This is a genomic window from Lichenibacterium minor, assembly GCF_004137685.1.
In the GTDB taxonomy this organism is placed as follows: Bacteria; Pseudomonadota; Alphaproteobacteria; order Rhizobiales; family Beijerinckiaceae; genus Lichenihabitans; species Lichenihabitans minor.
Genome location: NZ_QYBB01000006.1, coordinates 13,382 through 30,211 on the forward strand (window position 1 = coordinate 13,382; position 16,830 = coordinate 30,211).

Genomic DNA, 16,830 nt, shown 5'->3' on the forward strand with positions numbered 1-16,830 from the left:
ACACGGCGGTGCGATTGGTATTGGATGGTCGGGTGCAGCGCGGGACGAAGGAGGGCCAGCATGGGCGACGCTCCGGCCGGACCGGGCCCCTCCGACCGCGTGTTCGCCCCCGAGGCCCTCGCGGCCGGCGATGCCGCCATGCCGCTCTACCGGCGCCTCAACGCCCACCTCGCCGACGCCATCGACCGCGGCCGGCTGAAGCCCGCCCAGGCGCTGCCGGGCGAGCGGGACATCGCGCGTGACATGGCGGTGTCGCGCGTGACGGTGCGCAAGGCGCTGTCGGGGCTCGTCGAGGCGGGGCTGCTGGAACAGCGGCAGGGCTCGGGCACCTACGTGGCCCGCCGGCCGCCGCGGGTCGAGCAGGCGCTGTCGCGCCTCACCTCCTTCACCGACGACATGCGCTCGCGCGGGCTGTCGACCACGTCGCGCTGGCTGCTGCGCGAGCTGTCGCCCCCGACCGCCCGCGAAGCGCTGCACCTCGCGCTGTCCCCCACCGACCGCGTGTGCCACCTGCGCCGCCTGCGCGTCGCCGACGGCACCCCGATGGCGGTGGAGCACGCCGCCGTTCCGCACGCCATCCTGGCCGACCCCGCGGCCGTCGAGGGCTCCCTCTACGCCGTGCTGGAAGGGCTCGGCCTCAAGCCCGTCCGCGCCCTGCAGCGCCTCGCCGCCGCCAATCTCGGCGACGAGGTCGCGGGGCTGCTCGGCGTCGCGGCGGGCAGCGCCGCCCTGTCGATCGAGCGCGTCGCCTACGCGGCGAACGGCCGGGCGGTGGAGTTCACCCACAGCTTCTTCCGCGGCGACACCTACGACTTCGTCGCCGAACTGACCCTCGGATGAACCCCATGCCCGAAACCCACATGGCGGCCGAGATCCGCGACACGCCCGCCGCGGTGGCGCGCCTCGTGGAGCGGCAGGGCCCGGCGCTGGCGGCGCTCGGCCGGAGCCTGCGCGCCCGCGACCCCGCCGTGGTGGTGACCTCGGCGCGCGGCTCCTCCGACCACGCGGCGGGCTTCTTCAAGTACCTGTGCGAGATCCTGCTCGGCGTGCCGGTGGCTTCCGTCGGCCCGTCGGTCGCGTCGCTCTACGGCGCGCCCCTGCGGTTGAAGGGCGCCGTGGTGATCTCCGTGTCGCAATCGGGGCGGAGCCCGGACATCGTGGCGCTGCAGGCGGCGGCGCGGGCCGCCGGCGCCCTGGCGATCGCGGTGGTGAACGCGGACGAGTCCCCGCTGGCCGCCGGCGCCGACGCCCTGGTGCCCCTCGGCGCCGGCGTCGAGCGCAGCGTGGCCGCCACCAAGACCTGCCTGGCGTCCGCGGCGGCGCTGGCGGCGCTGGTGGCCGAATGGCGCGACGACGGCGCGCTGCGCGCCGCCGTGGCGAACCTGCCCGCTGCGCTCGACGCCGCGCTGGGGCTCGACTGGGACGCCGCCCTGCCCGACTTCCGCACCGCGTCCTCGGCCTACCTGGTGGGCCGCGGCCCGGCGTTGCCGGTCGCCGCCGAGGCGGCCCTGAAGCTGAAGGAGACGGCCGTGCTCCACGCCGAAGCCTTCTCGGGCGCCGAAGTCATGCACGGGCCGCTGCAACTGCTGGAGCCCGGCTTCCCCGTGATGGCCTTCGCGCAGGGCGACGCCTCGCGCGACGCCATGCGGGGCAGCGCCGAGCGGCTCGCCGCCGCGGGAGGGCGCGTGTTCAGGGTGGCGGCCGACGGCGGGGACCTGCCCGCCGCGCCGACCGGCCACCCGCTGCTGGACCCGCTGCCGATGCTGCTCGGCTTCTACGGCTTCGCCGAAAAGCTGGCCCGCGCCCGCGGCCACGACCCCGACCGGCCGAGCCACCTCCGCAAGGTCACGGAAACGATCTGATGCCGCGACAGGATTTCCTGGCCCTCACCGGCGCCCGGGTCTTCACCGGCGACCGCTTCCTCGACGGCCATGCCGTGCTGCTCGACGGCGCCCGCGTCGCCGACGTGCTGCCCGCCGCGGCGCTGCCGTCCGGCATCGCGACGGAGGACCTCGGCGGCGGCCTCCTGGCGCCGGGCTTCGTCGACGCCCAGGTGAACGGCGGCGGCGGCGTGCTGTTCAACGACACCACGACGGCCGACGGCGCGGCGGGCGTCGCGGCGGCGCACCGGCGCTTCGGCACGGTCGCCTGCCTGCCGACCTTCATCACCGACCGGCCGGACCGGCAGGCGCGGGCGGTGGCGGCCGTGCGCGACGCGATCGCGGAGCGTCGCCCCGGCGTGCTCGGCATCCACCTCGAAGGCCCTCACCTCGCGGCGGCCCGCAAGGGCGCCCACGACCCGGCGCTGATCCGCCCGATGTCGGACGCCGACCTCGACGCCCTGCTGTCCACCGGCCTCGACGTCGTGCTGGTGACGGTGGCGGCCGAAACCGTGACGCCCGGGCAGGTGCGCCGGCTTTCGCGGGGCGGCGTCGTCGTCAGCATCGGCCACAGCGACGCCACCGCCGACCAGGTCGGGGCCGCGGTCGACGCCGGCGCGCGCTGCGTCACCCACCTCTTCAACGCCATGTCGCCGCTCGGCCACCGCGCGCCGGGCGTGGTGGGGGCGGCGCTCGACGACGGGCGGCTGTGGGGCGGCCTCATCGCCGACGGGGTCCACGTCGACGCCGCCGCCCTGCGCGTGGCGCTGCGCGCCAAGCGCGGCCCCGGCCGGCTGTTCCTGGTGACGGACGCGATGCCGCCGGCCGGCAGCCCCGGCGACACCTTCACGCTGAGCGGCCGCACCGCGACGCGCCGCGGCGGCGCGCTGAGCTTCGACGACGGCACGCTGGCCGGGGCCGACCTCACCATGGACGCCGCGCTGCGCTTCGCCGTTCGGGAGCTGGAACAGCCGCTCGACGAAGCCCTGCGGATGGCGAGCCTGTACCCGGCCGAGATGCTGGGGCAGGGCGGCGCGCGGGGGCGGATCGCGGCGGGGTTCGCCGCGGACCTGGTGCTGCTGACCGGCGGGCTGGAGGTGCGCCGGACCTGGATCGCGGGCCGGGCGTGACCGCGCCGCGCCCGGCCTTCACGCGCCGGCGGCGGGTCGATCGCGCGGCGGCGGGAGGATGGCCAGGACGGTGACGACCTTCGCGGCCTCGTCGACCGCATGGTGGATGACGTAGCCGAACGGCACCGTCACGGCCGTCCGCACGCCGTCGATGTCCTGGGCCCGGCCGCTGGTCGGGTGCCGGGCGAGCAGGGCGATGCGCTTCCGGATCGTCGCCGCCACCACGAGGGCGGCGTGCCTGTTGCGCGACCGGAGGGCGTCCACGATGTCGGCGAGGTTTCGGCCGGCCCGCGCCGCATACACGATCCTCAAAGCCCGGCACGGCCGTAGATGGCGGCGATCTCGTCGTCGGACGCGAGGTCGCCCCGCTTCATCTGGTCCAGGCCCTCGAGCACGGCGTCGCGGTGGGCGGCGTCGAGCGGCTCCGGGGGGCGGTCGTCGGGCCGCTTCGACGAGGGTGGGGCCGGCGGGCCCGGCAGGAGGGCATCGTCGTCGGCCTCGGGGCGTGGGCGAAGCTTGGGCCTGGGGAGCTTGGGCATGGGCGGGAGGTTAACGCGGGCCGGCCCGCCCGGGAAGCGCCCGTTCACACTTCCCGCCAGCCCGGCTTCGACGGGTCGGTCAGGTGGTAGTGAATCGGGCCGATGCCCGTGATGGCGATGATGCAGGGCTCGGGCGCCGACTTGATCACCCCGTCGTAATGCGGCGTGCCGGCGACGCGCCGCACGAAGGAGCCCGCCCGGACCGGCACCGCCTTCTCGGGGACGAAGTCTTCCCCGCTCGCCACGTACCAGGTGCCCGACACCACCACGCAGAGCCGGTCCGTCTCGTAGAAGTGCGGCGCGCTCATGTAGCCCTGGTGCCAGCGGATCAGCACGAAATACTGCCCGGGATCGCCGATCTTGCCGAACATCGGCGCCTGCTCGGCCATGCCGGCCGGGAAGTTGTAGAGCGGCTGCCAGGGGATATCGGCCGGCGGCACGACGATCGTCATGGACGGGTCCACGCCGGCGGCGCGCGCCGGCGAAGCGCCCAGGAGCGCGCCCGCCATGGCGAGCAGCGGCGCGGCCAGCAGGTCGCGGCGGTCCGGCGCCGAAAAGTCGGTCATGATGGTCCTCCCGTGTCGGCGCTCCGGTTGGCCCGGCTGCGCGCGGCCGCATGATCTCGCGGGATCCGCGGCCCGGCAAGCGCCGTCGCGTCGCCGCGCTTCCCGCGGTTGACAGCTCCGCGCGTTCGCCCGAATGCAGGGGCTCATCGGCCTTCGGGCGAAGGGACACGGGCGGCACCATGGACACGACGGCGCTTCAGGCCATCATCGAGCGGGCCTTCGAGGACCGGGCGTCCATCACCCCCGGCACCACCGGCGAGGTGCGCGACGCCGTGGACCGCGCCCTGTCGCTGCTCGATTCCGGCGAATTGCGCGTCGCCACGAAGGCGGAAGGCGCCACCGGGCCCGGCAGCTGGACCGTGCACCAGTGGCTGAAGAAGGCCGTGCTGCTGTCCTTCCGCCTGAACGACATGGCGATGGTGCCCGGCGGCCCGGCCGGCTCCTCCTGGTACGACAAGGTGCCGTCGAAGTTCGAGGGTTGGGGCGAAGGCCAGTGGGCCGCGGCCGGCTTCCGCGCCGTGCCGAACTGCGTGGTGCGCCGCTCCGCCTATATCGCGCCCGGCGCCATCCTGATGCCGTCCTTCGTCAACCTCGGCGCCTCGGTGGGAGCCGGCACCATGGTCGACACCTGGGTCACGGTGGGCTCCTGCGCCCAGATCGGCCGCAACGTGCACCTGTCGGGCGGCGTCGGCATCGGCGGCGTGCTGGAGCCGCTCCAGGCCAACCCCACCATCATCGAGGACGATTGCTTCATCGGCGCGCGCTCGGAGGTCGTCGAAGGCGTGATCGTCGGCCAGGGCTCGGTGCTGTCCATGGGCGTCTTCATCTCGGCCTCGACCAAGATCGTCGATCGCGCCACGGGCCAGGTCCATGTCGGATACGTGCCGCCCTATTCGGTGGTGGTGTCGGGCAACCTGCCGGGCAGGCCCCTGCCGGACGGCACGCCCGGGCCGTCGCTCTACTGCGCGGTGATCGTCAAGACCGTCGACGCGCAGACGCGCTCCAAGACCGCCATCAACGACCTCCTGCGGGACTGACCCCGCCTTGGCCGACGCGGGTTTCCGCTTCCTGTACCGCGAGGATCGCGGCCGGATCGACCGCGCGCTGTGGTGGCGGGCGACGCTGCCGCTCGCCGCCCTGGTGGCGCTGGCGACGGCGGGGTGGGTCGCGGTGCGGCCCTATGCGGCGCACGACCTGAACCGCCAGCCCTTCATCGACGGCGCCACGGTGGGGGCCTACCTGTACCTCGCCGCCTACGCGTTCGGGCTGATCCTGGCCGCGGTCTGCTCCTACAACGTGTCGGCCAAGCGCTTCCGCGACCGCGGCCGGGCCGGCCGCTGGGCCGCCGGGCTGCCGCTGGCCTGCTTCCTGACCGGCGCCCTGGTGTGGTTCATCCCGCAAAGCTTCGGCGACGTGCCCGACTGGGCGGGCCGTGTCGCCGAGGTGGCGCTGCTGGTCGTCGTCGCCTGGAACGTCCTCGACCTCGGCGTGGGGCCGACGGATGTGAGGAACCGGAGGGTCCTGCCGTGACGACGCCGTCCGCCCTCGACGTCCTCCGGGCGCTGCTGCGCTGCCCGTCCGTCACCCCCGCCGAGGGCGGGGCGCTCGACGTGCTCCAGGGCTGGCTGGAGCCGGCCGGCTTCGCGGTGCACCGGGTCGTCTTCTCGGACGCGAACACGCCCGACGTCGACAACCTGTATGCCCGCATCGGCACGGGCGCGCCCCACCTCGTCTTCGCCGGCCACACCGACGTGGTGCCGCCCGGCGACGCCGCGTCCTGGACGCACCAGCCCTTCGCGGGCGAGGTGGCGGACGGGATGGTGTGGGGGCGCGGCGCCTGCGACATGAAGGGCGGCGTCGCGGCGGCGGTCGCGGCGGCGCTGGCCCATGTGGCGGAGCGCGGCGCCGCGATGCGGGGCTCGATCTCGTTCCTGATCACCGGCGACGAGGAGGGACCGGCCGTCAACGGGACCGCCAAGCTGCTCGACTGGGCCCGCGAGCGCGGCGAACGGTTCGACGCCTGCGTGCTCGGAGAGCCCACCAACCCGAGCCGCATGGGCGAGATGATCAAGATCGGCCGCCGCGGCTCGCTGACGGGCGAGATCTCGGTCGAGGGCCGCCAGGGCCACGTCGCCTACCCGCACCTCGCCGACAACCCGATCCCGCGGCTGATGCGGGCGCTGGACGCGCTGAAGGCGGAGCCGCTCGACGCCGGCACGGCCCATTTCGACCCTTCGAACCTCGAAGTCGTGACGGTCGACACCGGCAACCCGTCGGCCAACGTCATCCCGGCCGAATGCCGCGCCCGCTTCAACGTGCGCTTCAACGACACCTGGACGCCCGCCACGCTGTCCGACGAGATCCGCCGCCGCGTCGCCGCGGCGGGGGTCGGCGCGCACCGCCTGTCCTTCGCGCCCTGCAACGCCCTGGCGTTCCTCACGGAGCCCGGCGCCTTCACCCGCGCCGTGGCCGAGGCCGTCGAGGCCGAGACGGGGGTGGCCCCCGCCCTGTCCACCACGGGCGGCACGTCGGACGCGCGGTTCATCGTCCGCGACTGCCCGGTGGTGGAGTTCGGGCTCGTCGGCCAAACCATGCACGCCGTGGACGAGCGCGTGAGCGTGGACGATGTCGCGGCGCTGCAGCGCATCTACGGCCGCGTCATCGCGGGCTTCCTCAGCCCTTGAAGCGCCCTTCCATGGCGATGGCGGACAGCGGCTGGCGGTCGTTCGGCTGTTCGCGGGCGCGCAGCCCCTCGGGGAGCGCCGCGGGATCGCCGAGGCGGCCGAGCGCGACGGCGCATTCGACCCTGTAGCCCTGCGGCACGTCGAGGTCCGCGAAGGCGCGGTCGAAGTCCACCCCGACCATGCCGTGCGTGTACCAGCCGCTCATCTGGGCCTGCAGGGCGAAGCTCATCCAGGCCGCGCCCGCGTCGAAGGAATGCGAGCGCGACGGCACGTCCTTGTCCTGGCCGGGCGGGCGCATCAGCGAGTTCGACAGGATGAAGACCAGGGCGGCGGCTTCCTGGGCCCAGGACCGGTTGAAGGGGTTCAGCAGGTCGAGCAGCGCGTCGAAGGCCGGGGTGCCGCGGCGCCCGTAGACGAAACGCGCCGGCTGCGAATTGTAGGAGGAGGGCGCCCAGCGGGCCGCTTCGAACAGCGCGAGCAACTCGTCCTCACCGATCGTGTCGGGCGCGAAGGCGCGCGGCGACCAGCGCGTCAGGAAGACGGGATCGATCGGGTGTTCGGGCCGGCGGGGGGAGGATGTGGTCATGGGGGGACCTCGGGTTTCGCCGACGCGCGTGCCGGCCCATCGCTGATGCCGCCGTTCCGTAAAGCCCGCAAGGGGCTTCGCCCGCCGCCCCGATCGGGCGTAGACTCGCCCGGCAGCGGGGAGGGACGGGCATGGCGGACGGACACGCGAACGGGGACGAGGGGCTGACGCTCGACGACCTCCACGTCGGGCAGCGCTTCGAAAGCGGCACCCACGCGATCGACGAGGCGCAGATCGTGGCCTTCGCGTCGCAGTTCGATCCGCAGCGCTTCCACCTCGACGACGAGGCCGCGCGGCACACGCTGTTCGGCGGCCTCGCCGCCAGCGGCTGGCACACCGCGGCGATCACCATGAAGCTGATCGTCGGCGGGGGCGCGCCCTTCGCGGGCGGCGTCATCGGGGCGGGCGGGGAGATCGCCTGGCCGCGGCCGACGCAGCCCGGCGACGTGCTGCAGGTGTTCAGCGAGGTGCTGGAGGTGACGCCGTCCCGCTCGAAACCCGAGCGAGGTGCCGTCACGCTGATGAGCGAAACGCGCAACCAGCACGGAAACGTGCTGCAGACCCTGAAGGCTCGGCTGATCGTGCCGCGGCGGCCGCCCCCGGCCGGCTGACGCACCCCTCCGCGCCGGCGGAGCGTCCGCGCCGGTCAAGCGTGGAGGGGAGACACGCACGCCCTGCGTGGGGGCATTCCGCGCCCCGCCCCGGGACGCGGCGAGCGAAGACGGCTCCGGTCAGGCCGCCCCGCCGGGCTCGCCGTTCGGCGCGGGATGCGAGCGGTACGCCTGCTCGATGTAGGCCAGATTGATGAGCGCGCTGCCGCGCTCGGGGTAGACGCCGACGTTCATCCGCGGCGTCGCTTCCAGCTCCTCGATGACGAAGTTCAGCGCCGACCGGAGGTCGGGGAAGCTCCGCGTCTGCGCGTCCTTGCCGGCGCCGCCGACCTGCTCGCTCGTCATCTCCGGGCTCCACCGCACCATCGCCGGCGAGTCCCACACCATATCGGCCATCGCGCCCTCCTGTCGTCCGTCGGGAGCGCAACGCGCGGCGGGCCGAGATGGCCGCATGGCTGCCGGAGTGTGAGGGGGCCGCCGTGCCCCGATCACTGGTGCGGGGTGCCGTCCCGATCTCGGCCGGACTTGCTGGGGCCGGGTTCCTGTTCATTGACGGCGACCCGATGAACCGCATCGATCCTCGTCGGTCGGCCCATCCTCCAGCGCTCTGCCCGTCTTGCGAAGGCGGTCTGGAGAGCCCCGGGCGGACGAGACCGAGCCCTTGCGTTTCCTCGCGGAAGGTAGCAAGTTGGTGTCGTCTACAACTCAAATTTTTTGATGTCGCTCTTGTTCTCGGGGCTAAGCCTTGATCGCTGAATCTTTCTTCCCCTCACGCCCTCGTGGAGGTCTAGATGTTCGTCGCCATCCTTTTGTCCGCCGCTCTCTGCGCGATCGCGTTGCCATCGATCTTCATTCTTATTCGAGAGTCCACCAAAATTCACCGTCAGGGGATCGTCAAGGATTTAATAAAGGTTTTTGAAAGATATGGAAATCCGGGATCGTCGACAATACCGTCGTTCGAATTCGTAAAATACAAGTACTTCGTCAACAATGGGTCCGCCGACCAGGAAGGGCGTCGAAGGGATGACTTCCGCATCCATCACTGGATCTTGAGCGCGTTTCCCTTGGTAGCCATCACTTTCGTTTTGAACTCCCTCTGCCTCGCGATCGTGATCCATGTCGCGCTGCGCAGGTCCATCACGGTCGACGTCGCTTGGCTCGACGGCCGCTCGCCCCTGCCCCTGTTCGGTTGGGTGCTCCTCGCATCCTATGTTGGTGCCATACTGTTCCTGCTGAAGTCCTTCGTACAAGCGATCAACAACTTCGACCTCAGTCCGTTCTCCATGGTCGGGGCGAGCGTCAACCTCATCTTCTCCGTGGTCGCAGGCCTGCTCTTCATCTTTGGTGTCGTCCGTATCCCCGCCGCGGCCTTCGGCATCGAGACGACCGGTGCGGCGGCCTTTCCGTTGACCATCGTCGCAGCTTTCACAGCCGGATATTTTCCGGACGTCGCCGTGCGCAACGTCATGCGGTGGTCGAACCTCAGGCTCCGGAAGGCCGAGGACGAGCGCGTCTACAAAGGGTTCAAGGCGATTCCCCTGGAGATCATCGACGGGATCGACTCCGAGATCAGGAGCCGGCTCGAAGACTACCATATCAGCGCCGTCCAGAACCTCGCCGCAGCCAACCCGCTGATGCTCTTTGTCGAGACGCCCTACGGCGTCTACCAGATCATGGACTGGGTCGCGCAGGCGCAGCTCTGCGCCTCCGTCGGCCCTTCCGCACTCGCCAAGCTGTGGAGGATCGGGATCCGGACGATCTTCGATCTGGAGCGCGTGGCGCTCGATCAATGCTGTTACGCGCCGGCACTGCTGGAGACCATCGGGGCAGTCATCTGGAAAGGTCCCGAAGTGAGTCTGTCGAAGTATCCGATTGTCCCCGATCTCGATGCGATCAGGGCCGATATCCGCTTCCGCCTCGAGAACCCGCATGTCCTGAGACTGAGGCAGGTCTTCAACCAAGTCAGCGACACCATCGGGGCCGACGCGCGACGATTGTCGCCGATTGTCGACTGCGAGCCCTCCACGGGCCGCGTCTGTCCCTTCGCCCGCCCGGCGGCGGCGGCCTGAGGCGGGTCCGGCCGGTCCCGTGCCGCACGCTGAGGAATGAGTCCGGTCCGGAGCAAGAGGGTCATCGCGTCAGCAGCAGCCGGCCGTGGTCGATCCTGACGCCCGACAGGCGGGACAGGAAGCTCATGCCGAGCAGCGTTTGGCCGAGCTGGCCGCGGCCGCCGACCAGCGCCGTGACGTCGCGCACCTCGATCCCACCCAGGCGCACCGAGGCGAGCTGGACCTTGGCGACCTGGGCGGGGCCGTTGGCGGTGCTGACCGTGTAACGGAAGTCGGCGGGCCGGGGGCGGAGGCCGATGCGGTCGGCGTCTTCGGCGCTGAGCGCCACGAAGCTGGCGCCCGTGTCGACGAGTGCGGGCAGCCGCTCGCCGTCGATCTCGACGCTGGCCCGGTATTGGCCGAAGCGGTCGGGGGCGACGGCTTCCTCGCCGAACGCCGCCGGGGCCGCCGCGACGGGGATCGGCCGCGGGGGCGCGGGAGGGCTGGGCTGGGGCGGGGGCGGCGCGGTGCCGACGACGGCGCGGGCCGCCCCCCAGAGCGCCGCACGGCGGCCGGCATCGAGCGTCGACAGCTGGTGCGCGGCCAGCAGCGCCACCACGGCGCAGCCGACGGCCCCCTTCACGATGTCCATGTCTCCCCCTCCGACCCGCGACGGCGAGTTTCGGCCCGCGGGCCCTACCGGCGCCTTGCGTCGACGGGGCCATCGCGGGGCGAAGTGAAGGGACGGTTTCGGGAACGGCTCGGATCGTCTGGAACCGGCGCGCCCCCGCGATGCGGGGCAGGGCCGGCGGCAGCCCCGCGACCGGCCTCAGCCCGACCGGCCCGGCAGCGCATCCACCGCCGCGGCGGTGGGGATGGAGGGCTGGGCGCCCGGCACCGTGCAGGCGAGCGACCCCGCCGCCGTGCCGCGCCGCATCGCTTCGGCGAAGGGCAGGCCGGCGTCGAGCGCCGCGGCGAAGAAGCCCACGAAGCTGTCGCCCGCCGCCGTGGTGTCGCGCGCCTCGACCTTCGGGCAGGGCGCGCGGTGCGCGGCGCCGTCGACCCACCCGACCGCGCCTTCCGCGCCGAGCGTCACCACGGTGGCGCCGATCCCGAACCGCGCGCCGAGATGCGCGGCGAGGCCGGCGTGGTCGTCGGGCAGCCCGAGCGCTCCGGCGAGGTCCGCCGCCTCGTGCTCGTTCACCACCATGACGTCGACGAGGCCGAGGAAGGCGTCCGTCACCCGGCCCGAGGGCGCCAGGTTGAGCACGGTCCGCATGCCGCTGGCCCGCGCCAGGCGGGCCGCCGCCTCGCCTTCGGCGTCCGGCACCTCGCGCTGGAGCAGCAGCAGGCCGCCCGAAGGGCGCGCGGCTTCGAGCTGCGCCGCCCTGGCTTCGGCATTGGCGCCCGCCGCCACCGTGATGGCGTTGGCGCCGCGCGCGTCCACGGCGATGAAGGCCGCGCCCGTCGGCGCGTCCACCGTCGCCACGGCGGCGAGGTCCACGCCCGCCTCGCGCAGCAGCGCCAGCGCGGGTTCCGCGAAGCCGTCCCGGCCGACGGCGCCGACCATCGCCACCTCGGCCCCCGCGCGCCGGGCCGCAAGCGCCTGGTTGGCGCCCTTGCCGCCCGGGATGACGGCATAGGACCCGCCCATCACGGTTTCGCCCGGGGCGGCGATGCGCTCGACGGGCGTCACGAGGTCGATGTTGACGGAACCGAAGACCGCGATCACCGCTCCTCGCTCCCGTCCTGCCCACCGCCCTTCGGCAGGCCGCGGGCGTCGCCGTCCGGGTCGGCGAAGCCCCGGATGGCGTCGGTGAGGGCGCGGGCGCGCCGGCCCACTTCGTCGGGCGTCACGCCCGGCTTGTACAGCGACGATCCGATGCCGAAGCCCTGCACGGGGCCGCCGCGCCAGTCCTTCAGGCTGTCTGCCGACACGCCGCCGACGACGAGCAGCCGCGTCTTCTTCGGCAGCACCGCCGCCATGGCCTTGGCGACGCCCGGCGTCACGAGCTCGCCCGGGAACAGCTTCACCGCATGGGCGCCGGACTTCAGCGCCGCGAAGGCTTCCGACGGGGTCAGGCACCCCGGGAGCGACACCATCCCGCGGGCGCGGGTGCGGCGGATCACGGCGGCGTCGCAGTTCGGCGACACGACGATCTGGCCCCCGGCCTCGAAGACGGCGTCGACCTGCTCGGGCTCCAGCACGGTGCCCGCCCCCACGCTGGCGCGGTCCCCGACCGCGCGCGCGAGGCGGGCGATGCTGTCGAGCGGGTCGGGCGAGTTCAGCGGGACTTCCAGGATGGTGATCCCGGCCGCCACCAGGGCCTCGCCCACCGCCACCGCTTCGCGCGGCTGGATGCCCCGCAGGATGGCGACGAGCGGCATGGCGCCGAAGCATTCCTCGAAATGCGCTTCGAAGCGCGACTGCTCGGGCATGTCTGGATCCTTCTCCCTTCGGCGGACGGGCTGGAGCCCGCGCGCCGTCCTTTCGCTGCGGCGGACGGGCTGAAGCCCGAGCGCCGTCCTTTCGCTGCGGCGAACGGGCTAAAGCCCGAGCGCCGCGGCCCGCATGATGGCCTTGAGCCCCGCCAGGGTGACGGTGGGCGTGTCGTGGTCGTGCACCGCGAGGCCGCGTTCCGCCAGCGCGGCCCGGTAGATGGAGCGCTGCGGCTCGCCCGACACGAGGTGGACCGCGTCGGGGCGTCCGAACAGGTCGAGCGCGCCGGCGATCTCGGCTTCCACCATCAGCCGCGACAGGAACGGGCGCACGCCCGCGGGCGGCAGGTCGCCGGCGAGCGCGCGGGCGCGCGCCTGGAACAGCGCGCGGGTCAGCCCGCCCGGCACCTTCGAAGCCCCGGCCGCCAGGGCGGCGCCGGCGGGGTCGTCGTGCGGCTCGGCGGCCAGGCGGCCCACGAAGGAGCTCGACACGGCGGCGAAGAGCTCGCCGGTGACGAAGGTGGCGAAGCGGGCGATGCGGCCGTCGCGCATCTCGATCCATTTGCCGTGCGTGCCGGGCAGGGCCAGCAGACCGTCGCGGACGCCGGTGCCGAGCGCCTGCGTTTCTTCCCCGCGCATCACGTCGTAGGCGCCGTCGGCCCAGCGGCAGTCCACCCCGGGCACGATCGACACGCGCCGCCCCGCGCCCGGCAGGGCGAGCAGGCGCGCGGCGATCTCCTCGGCGCCGGCCGGGCAGGGGGCGTAGGGCGCCTCGGCCCAGCCGTTGCGGCTTCCCACCATGCCGGCCATCAGCACGGGCAGGTCCGGGTCGGCGTCGAACCAGGGGCGGCAGGCGGCGTCGAGCGCGGCGGGGAAGCCGCCGGCGGCGACGGACTGGACGCCCGCGTCGGACCCGACGGTCGCCACCACCGAACCGTCGGCCCCGACGAGGCTGGCGCGCAGGCGGGTCGTGCCCCAGTCGACGGCGATGAACGAGGGAAGGATCATGCCCGTGCTACACCCATCCGCCGTCGACCACGTAATGCTGCCCCGTGCAGGCCGAAGCCTCGTCGGACGCGAAGAAGAGGGTCGCGCGGGCGATCTCGTCGGGGAGCAGGTGGCGTTTCAAGCACTGCTTGCCCAGCACTTCGGCCTCGTATTCGGGCGTCAGCCACTTCTCCTTCTGGCGCTGCGTCAGCACCGCCCCCGGCGCGATGGCGTTGACGCGGACGTTGAACGCGCCGTAGTCGCGCGCCAGCGACCGGGTGAAGCCCAGCACCGCCGATTTCGACATGGAATAGACCGCCATGCCGCCCTGGCCCGCCATCCAGGACACCGAGCCGAAGTTGACGATGGCGCCCCCGCCGGCCGCCACCATGTCGGGCAGCACCGCCTGGGCGGCGAAGAACTGGTGGCGCAGGTTCGCGGCGATGCGCTCGTCGAACATGTCCGGCGTCAGCTCCGCGGTGGCGTGGCGCTCGTCGTGGGCGGCGTTGTTGATCAGCACCCCGATCGGACCGAAGGCGTGCCGCACCTCGGCGACGCCCCGCTTCAGCGCGTCGATGTCGCGGAGGTCGCAGTGCACGAAGCGCACCGCATGGCCGGCCCCGGCCAGCTCCGCCGCCAGCGCTTCGGAGGGGGCTGTCGCGATGTCGAGAAACCCGACGCGCGCGCCCTGTTCCGCGAAGCGGCGGGTGATGGCGGCGCCGATGCCGCTGCCGCCGCCCGTCACCAGCACGGTGCGGCCTTCGAGGCTCGGATAGGTGGCGATGGCTGCCGCCATGCGGCGTTTCCCCCGGATTCGGTCTCGTCGGACGAAGCCGAGAGTAGCGGCAAGGCCGGGGCGGGGGAAGGGCGCCCTCGCCGGACACGCTCGAACTTTCCGGTCCACGGAATGTTGGCGGGAGGGGTCGCGTCCGCGGGACGCGGGGAGGGTTGCCGGTGCATTTTCTGGGGATCGACTGGGTCGGGGTCAACGCCGAGAACGGGCGCAAGCTCGTGCTCTCGCTCGTGTTCATCGCCGTCGTGGTCGCGGTCCGCATCGGCCTGCGGGCGCTCGTCGGGCGCGTCGCCGGCAAAAGCTTCGACGCCACGACGCAGCTTCGCTTCTGGTCGCGCCAGGGCATCAGCCTGCTGGCCGCCGTGGTGCTGGTGCTGGGGCTCCTGTCGATCTGGTTCAACGACCCCACCCGCCTCGCCACCGCCTTCGGGCTGGTGTCGGCCGGCGTCGCCTTCGCGCTGCAGCAGGTGATCACCTCGCTCGCCGGCTACCTCGTGATCCTGCGCGGCAACACCTTCACGGTGGGGGACCGCATCTCGATGGGCGGCGTGCGCGGCGACGTGATGCGGCTCGGCTTCATCCAGACCACCATCATGGAGATGGGGCAGCCGCCGTCCGTCCAGGGGTCGGATCCCGCCATGTGGGTGAAGAGCCGCCAGTTCACCGGCCGCATCGTCACGGTGTCGAATTCCCAGATCTTTTCCGAGCCGGTCTACAACTACAGCCGCGACTTCCCCTTCATCTGGGAGGAGATGATGATCCCCATCACCTACCAGGCGGACCGGCCCTACGTGGAGCGCACCCTGATCGAGGCGGCCCGCCTGCACGCGACCGACCCCGACACCATGGCGGCGAGCGCCAAGCAGCATCTCCAGAACACCTTCGGGGTCGAGCCCATCGAGCTCCACCCGCGCGTCTATTGGCGCATCACCGACAACTGGATGGAGCTGACGGTGCGCTTCATCGTCGGCACGCATCAGATCCGCGGCGCCAAGGACGCCATGACGCGCCACATCATCGGCAAGCTCGACGAGGCCGGAATCGGCATCGCGTCCGCCACCTACGACATCGTGGGGATGCCGAAGCTGCGCGTCGAGCGCGGCGGTCGGGGCCGCGGCCCCGACGCGCGCGACGCGGACGGGGCCGGCGGGGCGACGTCCTGAGGGCGCCGTCGCGACACATCGGGGGAGCCGCGTGATCGAGCGTTTCAGGGCCTGGCTGTCGAACCTCGGCGGCCGCGCCCGCATCCGCGCCAAGCTCGAGGACCTCGGCGACCAGTTCTGGCTCCGGCCGGCGCTCGTCGTGCTGGCCTGCATCGGCCTGGCGGTCCTGGCCACCCGGTACGACCATTGGACGGCCGCCGCGGACGGGCAGGCCGCTTCCACGCTCGGCTATTCGGGCGGTGGCGAGGGAGCCCGCTCGCTGCTGTCGGCCGTGGCGGCGTCGAGCATCGGGGTGGCGGGCACGATCTTCTCCATCACCATCGCGGCGCTGTCCCTCGCGTCGGGGCAGATGGGGCCGCGGCTGCTGCGCAACTTCGTGCGCGACGTCCGCAACCAGATCGCGCTCGGCATCTTCCTCGGCACCTTCGCCTACGCCCTCACGGTGCTGCGCACGGTGCGCACAGTGGACGAGGGCAGCTTCGTCCCCCACGTCGGGGTGACGGGCGCCATGGCGCTGGCGCTGGTCTGCATCGGCACGCTGGTCTGGTACGTCCACCACATCGCCACCTCCATCAACGTCGAAACGGTGGTGGACGCGGTGCACCGGGACCTCGTCGGGGCCATCGGCGGCAAGACGCTCGACGAGGCCGCACCGCCGCCGCCGCCCGAGCCGCTGCTGGGCGCGGGCGTTTCGGGCTCGGGCTGCGGGTTCCTGCAGGCGGTCGACGGCGCCAAGCTCGCCGACTGGGCCGCGGCCCGCGGCGTGACGGTGCGGATGCGGGTGAGGCCCGGCGCCTTCGTGCCCTTCGGCGTTCCGGTGGCGGTGGTGTCGGCCGCCGCGGAGGGCGCCGCCGGCGCGCTCGACGAGGCGCTGACCTATGGGCGCCGGCAGGCCGCCCTGCAGGACCTCGAATATCCCATCCGCCAGTTGAACGAGATCGCCGTGCGGGCTTTGTCGCCGGGCATCAACGACCCCTTCACGGCCGGCAGCGTGCTCGACCGCTTCGCCGACGCCCTGTGCCGCATCGTGCCCCGCCACCTGCCGAGCGGCGTGGTGGAGCGGGACGGCCGCGTGGTGCTGACCCTGGACGCGGTGGACTACGACGGCCTGTGCGACGGCATGTTCCACACCATCCGGCAGAACGGCTCGGGCTCGGCCTACGTGCTGATCCGCCTGCTGGAGGTCCTGGGCCGCGTCGCCGAGGTCGAGCGCCGCGCCGACCGCCGCGCCGCCCTGCGCCGCCATGCCGACCTCGCCGTCGCGGCGGCGCGCGACGGGGTGGACGACGCGGCCGGGCTGGCGGACTGCGAAAGCCGGCATGCGGCCTTCGGCGAGCTGACGAGGGCCTGAGCGCCTTCGCGTCGGGAGCGGGGCGGGGGAGGCCCGCGTCTTCACTCCGCTTC

General features: G+C 72.9%; 20 protein-coding genes. 10 read left to right on the top strand and 10 right to left on the bottom strand.

The features are described 5' to 3' along the window. The first annotated feature begins 60 nt into the window (after positions 1–60). The 3 genes from D3273_RS07250 to nagA are packed head-to-tail and all read left to right on the top strand — an operon-like array spanning position 61 to position 3,010. Positions 61–840: a GntR family transcriptional regulator gene (locus D3273_RS07250; RefSeq protein ID WP_129224998.1), complete on the top strand. Its 780-nt coding sequence runs from the start codon at positions 61–63 to the stop codon at positions 838–840. A gap of 5 nt (positions 841–845) precedes the next feature. After that, on the top strand, positions 846–1,862 hold the full coding sequence (locus D3273_RS07255) for an SIS domain-containing protein (protein ID WP_129225000.1): 1,017 nt from the start codon (positions 846–848) through the stop codon (positions 1,860–1,862). After that, a complete protein-coding gene (gene nagA, locus D3273_RS07260) occupies positions 1,862–3,010 on the top strand; it encodes an N-acetylglucosamine-6-phosphate deacetylase (RefSeq protein ID WP_129225002.1) in 1,149 nt (382 codons plus the stop codon). The genes D3273_RS07255 and nagA overlap by 1 nt, the downstream gene beginning before the upstream one ends. Before the next feature lie 18 nt (positions 3,011–3,028). On the opposite strand, the gene D3273_RS07265 is transcribed toward nagA, so the two are convergent. Genes D3273_RS07265 through D3273_RS07275 form a run of 3 tightly spaced genes read right to left on the bottom strand, consistent with a single transcriptional unit; the run spans position 3,029 to position 4,115 of the window. After that, positions 3,029–3,313 carry a type II toxin-antitoxin system RelE/ParE family toxin gene (locus D3273_RS07265; RefSeq protein WP_245501063.1) on the bottom strand — a complete coding sequence of 95 codons (285 nt, stop codon included), beginning with the start codon at positions 3,311–3,313 and terminating at the stop codon, positions 3,029–3,031. Positions 3,314–3,318: 5 nt separating this feature from the next. Next, positions 3,319–3,549 (bottom strand): hypothetical protein, encoded by a 231-nt coding sequence (locus D3273_RS07270; RefSeq protein WP_129225006.1) that lies wholly within the window; start codon positions 3,547–3,549, stop codon positions 3,319–3,321. Between the two features lie 44 nt (positions 3,550–3,593). Beyond that, positions 3,594–4,115: a cupin domain-containing protein gene (locus D3273_RS07275; RefSeq protein ID WP_129225008.1), complete on the bottom strand. Its 522-nt coding sequence runs from the start codon at positions 4,113–4,115 to the stop codon at positions 3,594–3,596. A 179-nt stretch (positions 4,116–4,294) separates the two neighbouring features. Between D3273_RS07275 and dapD the strand changes: the two genes are divergently transcribed. The 3 genes from dapD to dapE are packed head-to-tail and all read left to right on the top strand — an operon-like array spanning position 4,295 to position 6,799. Further along, positions 4,295–5,152, top strand: a complete 858-nt coding sequence (gene dapD / locus D3273_RS07280; protein WP_129225010.1) for a 2,3,4,5-tetrahydropyridine-2,6-dicarboxylate N-succinyltransferase — start codon at positions 4,295–4,297, stop codon at positions 5,150–5,152. Positions 5,153–5,159: 7 nt separating this feature from the next. Next, positions 5,160–5,645: a DUF805 domain-containing protein gene (locus tag D3273_RS07285; RefSeq protein ID WP_129225011.1), complete on the top strand. Its 486-nt coding sequence runs from the start codon at positions 5,160–5,162 to the stop codon at positions 5,643–5,645. Then, a complete protein-coding gene (dapE, locus tag D3273_RS07290; RefSeq protein WP_207210728.1) occupies positions 5,642–6,799 on the top strand; it encodes a succinyl-diaminopimelate desuccinylase in 1,158 nt (385 codons plus the stop codon). Before D3273_RS07285 ends, dapE begins: the two co-directional genes overlap by 4 nt. On the opposite strand, the gene D3273_RS07295 is transcribed toward dapE, so the two are convergent. Then, the gene (locus D3273_RS07295; RefSeq protein ID WP_129225013.1) at positions 6,789–7,385 is read right to left on the bottom strand and encodes a nitroreductase family protein; all 597 of its coding nucleotides are present in this window, start codon (positions 7,383–7,385) and stop codon (positions 6,789–6,791) included. The genes dapE and D3273_RS07295 overlap by 11 nt on opposite strands. A gap of 131 nt (positions 7,386–7,516) precedes the next feature. Between D3273_RS07295 and D3273_RS07300 the strand changes: the two genes are divergently transcribed. After that, positions 7,517–7,996 carry a MaoC family dehydratase gene (locus tag D3273_RS07300; protein ID WP_129225015.1) on the top strand — a complete coding sequence of 160 codons (480 nt, stop codon included), beginning with the start codon at positions 7,517–7,519 and terminating at the stop codon, positions 7,994–7,996. Positions 7,997–8,116: 120 nt separating this feature from the next. Here the strand turns inward: D3273_RS07300 and D3273_RS07305 are convergent, their stop codons facing one another. Continuing rightward, positions 8,117–8,392 (bottom strand): hypothetical protein, encoded by a 276-nt coding sequence (locus tag D3273_RS07305; RefSeq protein WP_129225017.1) that lies wholly within the window; start codon positions 8,390–8,392, stop codon positions 8,117–8,119. 395 nt (positions 8,393–8,787) lie between these two features. Between D3273_RS07305 and D3273_RS07310 the strand changes: the two genes are divergently transcribed. Further along, positions 8,788–10,065 (top strand): hypothetical protein, encoded by a 1,278-nt coding sequence (locus D3273_RS07310; protein WP_129225019.1) that lies wholly within the window; start codon positions 8,788–8,790, stop codon positions 10,063–10,065. Positions 10,066–10,126: 61 nt separating this feature from the next. Here D3273_RS07310 and D3273_RS07315 read toward each other — a convergent pair whose 3' ends face one another. From D3273_RS07315 to D3273_RS07335, 5 genes are all read right to left on the bottom strand, one after another. Beyond that, complete coding sequence (locus tag D3273_RS07315) at positions 10,127–10,696, bottom strand: retropepsin-like aspartic protease family protein (RefSeq protein ID WP_129225021.1); 570 nt, start codon at positions 10,694–10,696, stop codon at positions 10,127–10,129. A gap of 177 nt (positions 10,697–10,873) precedes the next feature. After that, positions 10,874–11,776: a ribokinase gene (locus D3273_RS07320; RefSeq protein WP_129225023.1), complete on the bottom strand. Its 903-nt coding sequence runs from the start codon at positions 11,774–11,776 to the stop codon at positions 10,874–10,876. After that, complete coding sequence (locus tag D3273_RS07325; protein ID WP_129225025.1) at positions 11,773–12,483, bottom strand: 2-dehydro-3-deoxy-6-phosphogalactonate aldolase; 711 nt, start codon at positions 12,481–12,483, stop codon at positions 11,773–11,775. Before D3273_RS07325 ends, D3273_RS07320 begins: the two co-directional genes overlap by 4 nt. Positions 12,484–12,591: 108 nt before the next feature. After that, entirely contained in the window at positions 12,592–13,491 is a 900-nt protein-coding gene (locus D3273_RS07330; RefSeq protein WP_129225027.1) for a 2-dehydro-3-deoxygalactonokinase, read from the bottom strand. Between the two features lie 7 nt (positions 13,492–13,498). After that, positions 13,499–14,266 carry an SDR family NAD(P)-dependent oxidoreductase gene (locus D3273_RS07335; protein WP_129225029.1) on the bottom strand — a complete coding sequence of 256 codons (768 nt, stop codon included), beginning with the start codon at positions 14,264–14,266 and terminating at the stop codon, positions 13,499–13,501. A gap of 158 nt (positions 14,267–14,424) precedes the next feature. Between D3273_RS07335 and D3273_RS07340 the strand changes: the two genes are divergently transcribed. Both D3273_RS07340 and D3273_RS07345 read left to right on the top strand, forming a co-directional pair. Beyond that, the gene (locus D3273_RS07340) at positions 14,425–15,426 is read left to right on the top strand and encodes a mechanosensitive ion channel family protein (protein ID WP_129225031.1); all 1,002 of its coding nucleotides are present in this window, start codon (positions 14,425–14,427) and stop codon (positions 15,424–15,426) included. 31 nt (positions 15,427–15,457) lie between these two features. Next, entirely contained in the window at positions 15,458–16,777 is a 1,320-nt protein-coding gene (locus tag D3273_RS07345; protein WP_245501050.1) for a DUF2254 domain-containing protein, read from the top strand. The last annotated feature ends 53 nt before the right edge of the window (positions 16,778–16,830 follow it).

Bases quoted from the DNA above. Each gene is read 5' to 3' on its own strand.
- D3273_RS07310 (WP_129225019.1), top strand. From the start codon at position 8,788: ATGTTCGTCGCCATCCTTTTGTCCGCCGCTCTCTGCGCGATCGCGTTG.
- D3273_RS07300 (WP_129225015.1), top strand. From the start codon at position 7,517: ATGGCGGACGGACACGCGAACGGGGACGAGGGGCTGACGCTCGACGAC.
- D3273_RS07255 (WP_129225000.1), top strand. From the start codon at position 846: ATGCCCGAAACCCACATGGCGGCCGAGATCCGCGACACGCCCGCCGCG.
- D3273_RS07335 (WP_129225029.1), bottom strand. From the start codon at position 14,266: ATGGCGGCAGCCATCGCCACCTATCCGAGCCTCGAAGGCCGCACCGTG.
- D3273_RS07275 (WP_129225008.1), bottom strand. From the start codon at position 4,115: ATGACCGACTTTTCGGCGCCGGACCGCCGCGACCTGCTGGCCGCGCCG.
- dapD (WP_129225010.1), top strand. From the start codon at position 4,295: ATGGACACGACGGCGCTTCAGGCCATCATCGAGCGGGCCTTCGAGGAC.
- D3273_RS07315 (WP_129225021.1), bottom strand. From the start codon at position 10,696: ATGGACATCGTGAAGGGGGCCGTCGGCTGCGCCGTGGTGGCGCTGCTG.
- D3273_RS07295 (WP_129225013.1), bottom strand. From the start codon at position 7,385: ATGACCACATCCTCCCCCCGCCGGCCCGAACACCCGATCGATCCCGTC.
- D3273_RS07325 (WP_129225025.1), bottom strand. From the start codon at position 12,483: ATGCCCGAGCAGTCGCGCTTCGAAGCGCATTTCGAGGAATGCTTCGGC.
- D3273_RS07330 (WP_129225027.1), bottom strand. From the start codon at position 13,491: ATGATCCTTCCCTCGTTCATCGCCGTCGACTGGGGCACGACCCGCCTG.
- D3273_RS07250 (WP_129224998.1), top strand. From the start codon at position 61: ATGGGCGACGCTCCGGCCGGACCGGGCCCCTCCGACCGCGTGTTCGCC.
- nagA (WP_129225002.1), top strand. From the start codon at position 1,862: ATGCCGCGACAGGATTTCCTGGCCCTCACCGGCGCCCGGGTCTTCACC.
- D3273_RS07270 (WP_129225006.1), bottom strand. From the start codon at position 3,549: ATGCCCAAGCTCCCCAGGCCCAAGCTTCGCCCACGCCCCGAGGCCGAC.
- D3273_RS07305 (WP_129225017.1), bottom strand. From the start codon at position 8,392: ATGGCCGATATGGTGTGGGACTCGCCGGCGATGGTGCGGTGGAGCCCG.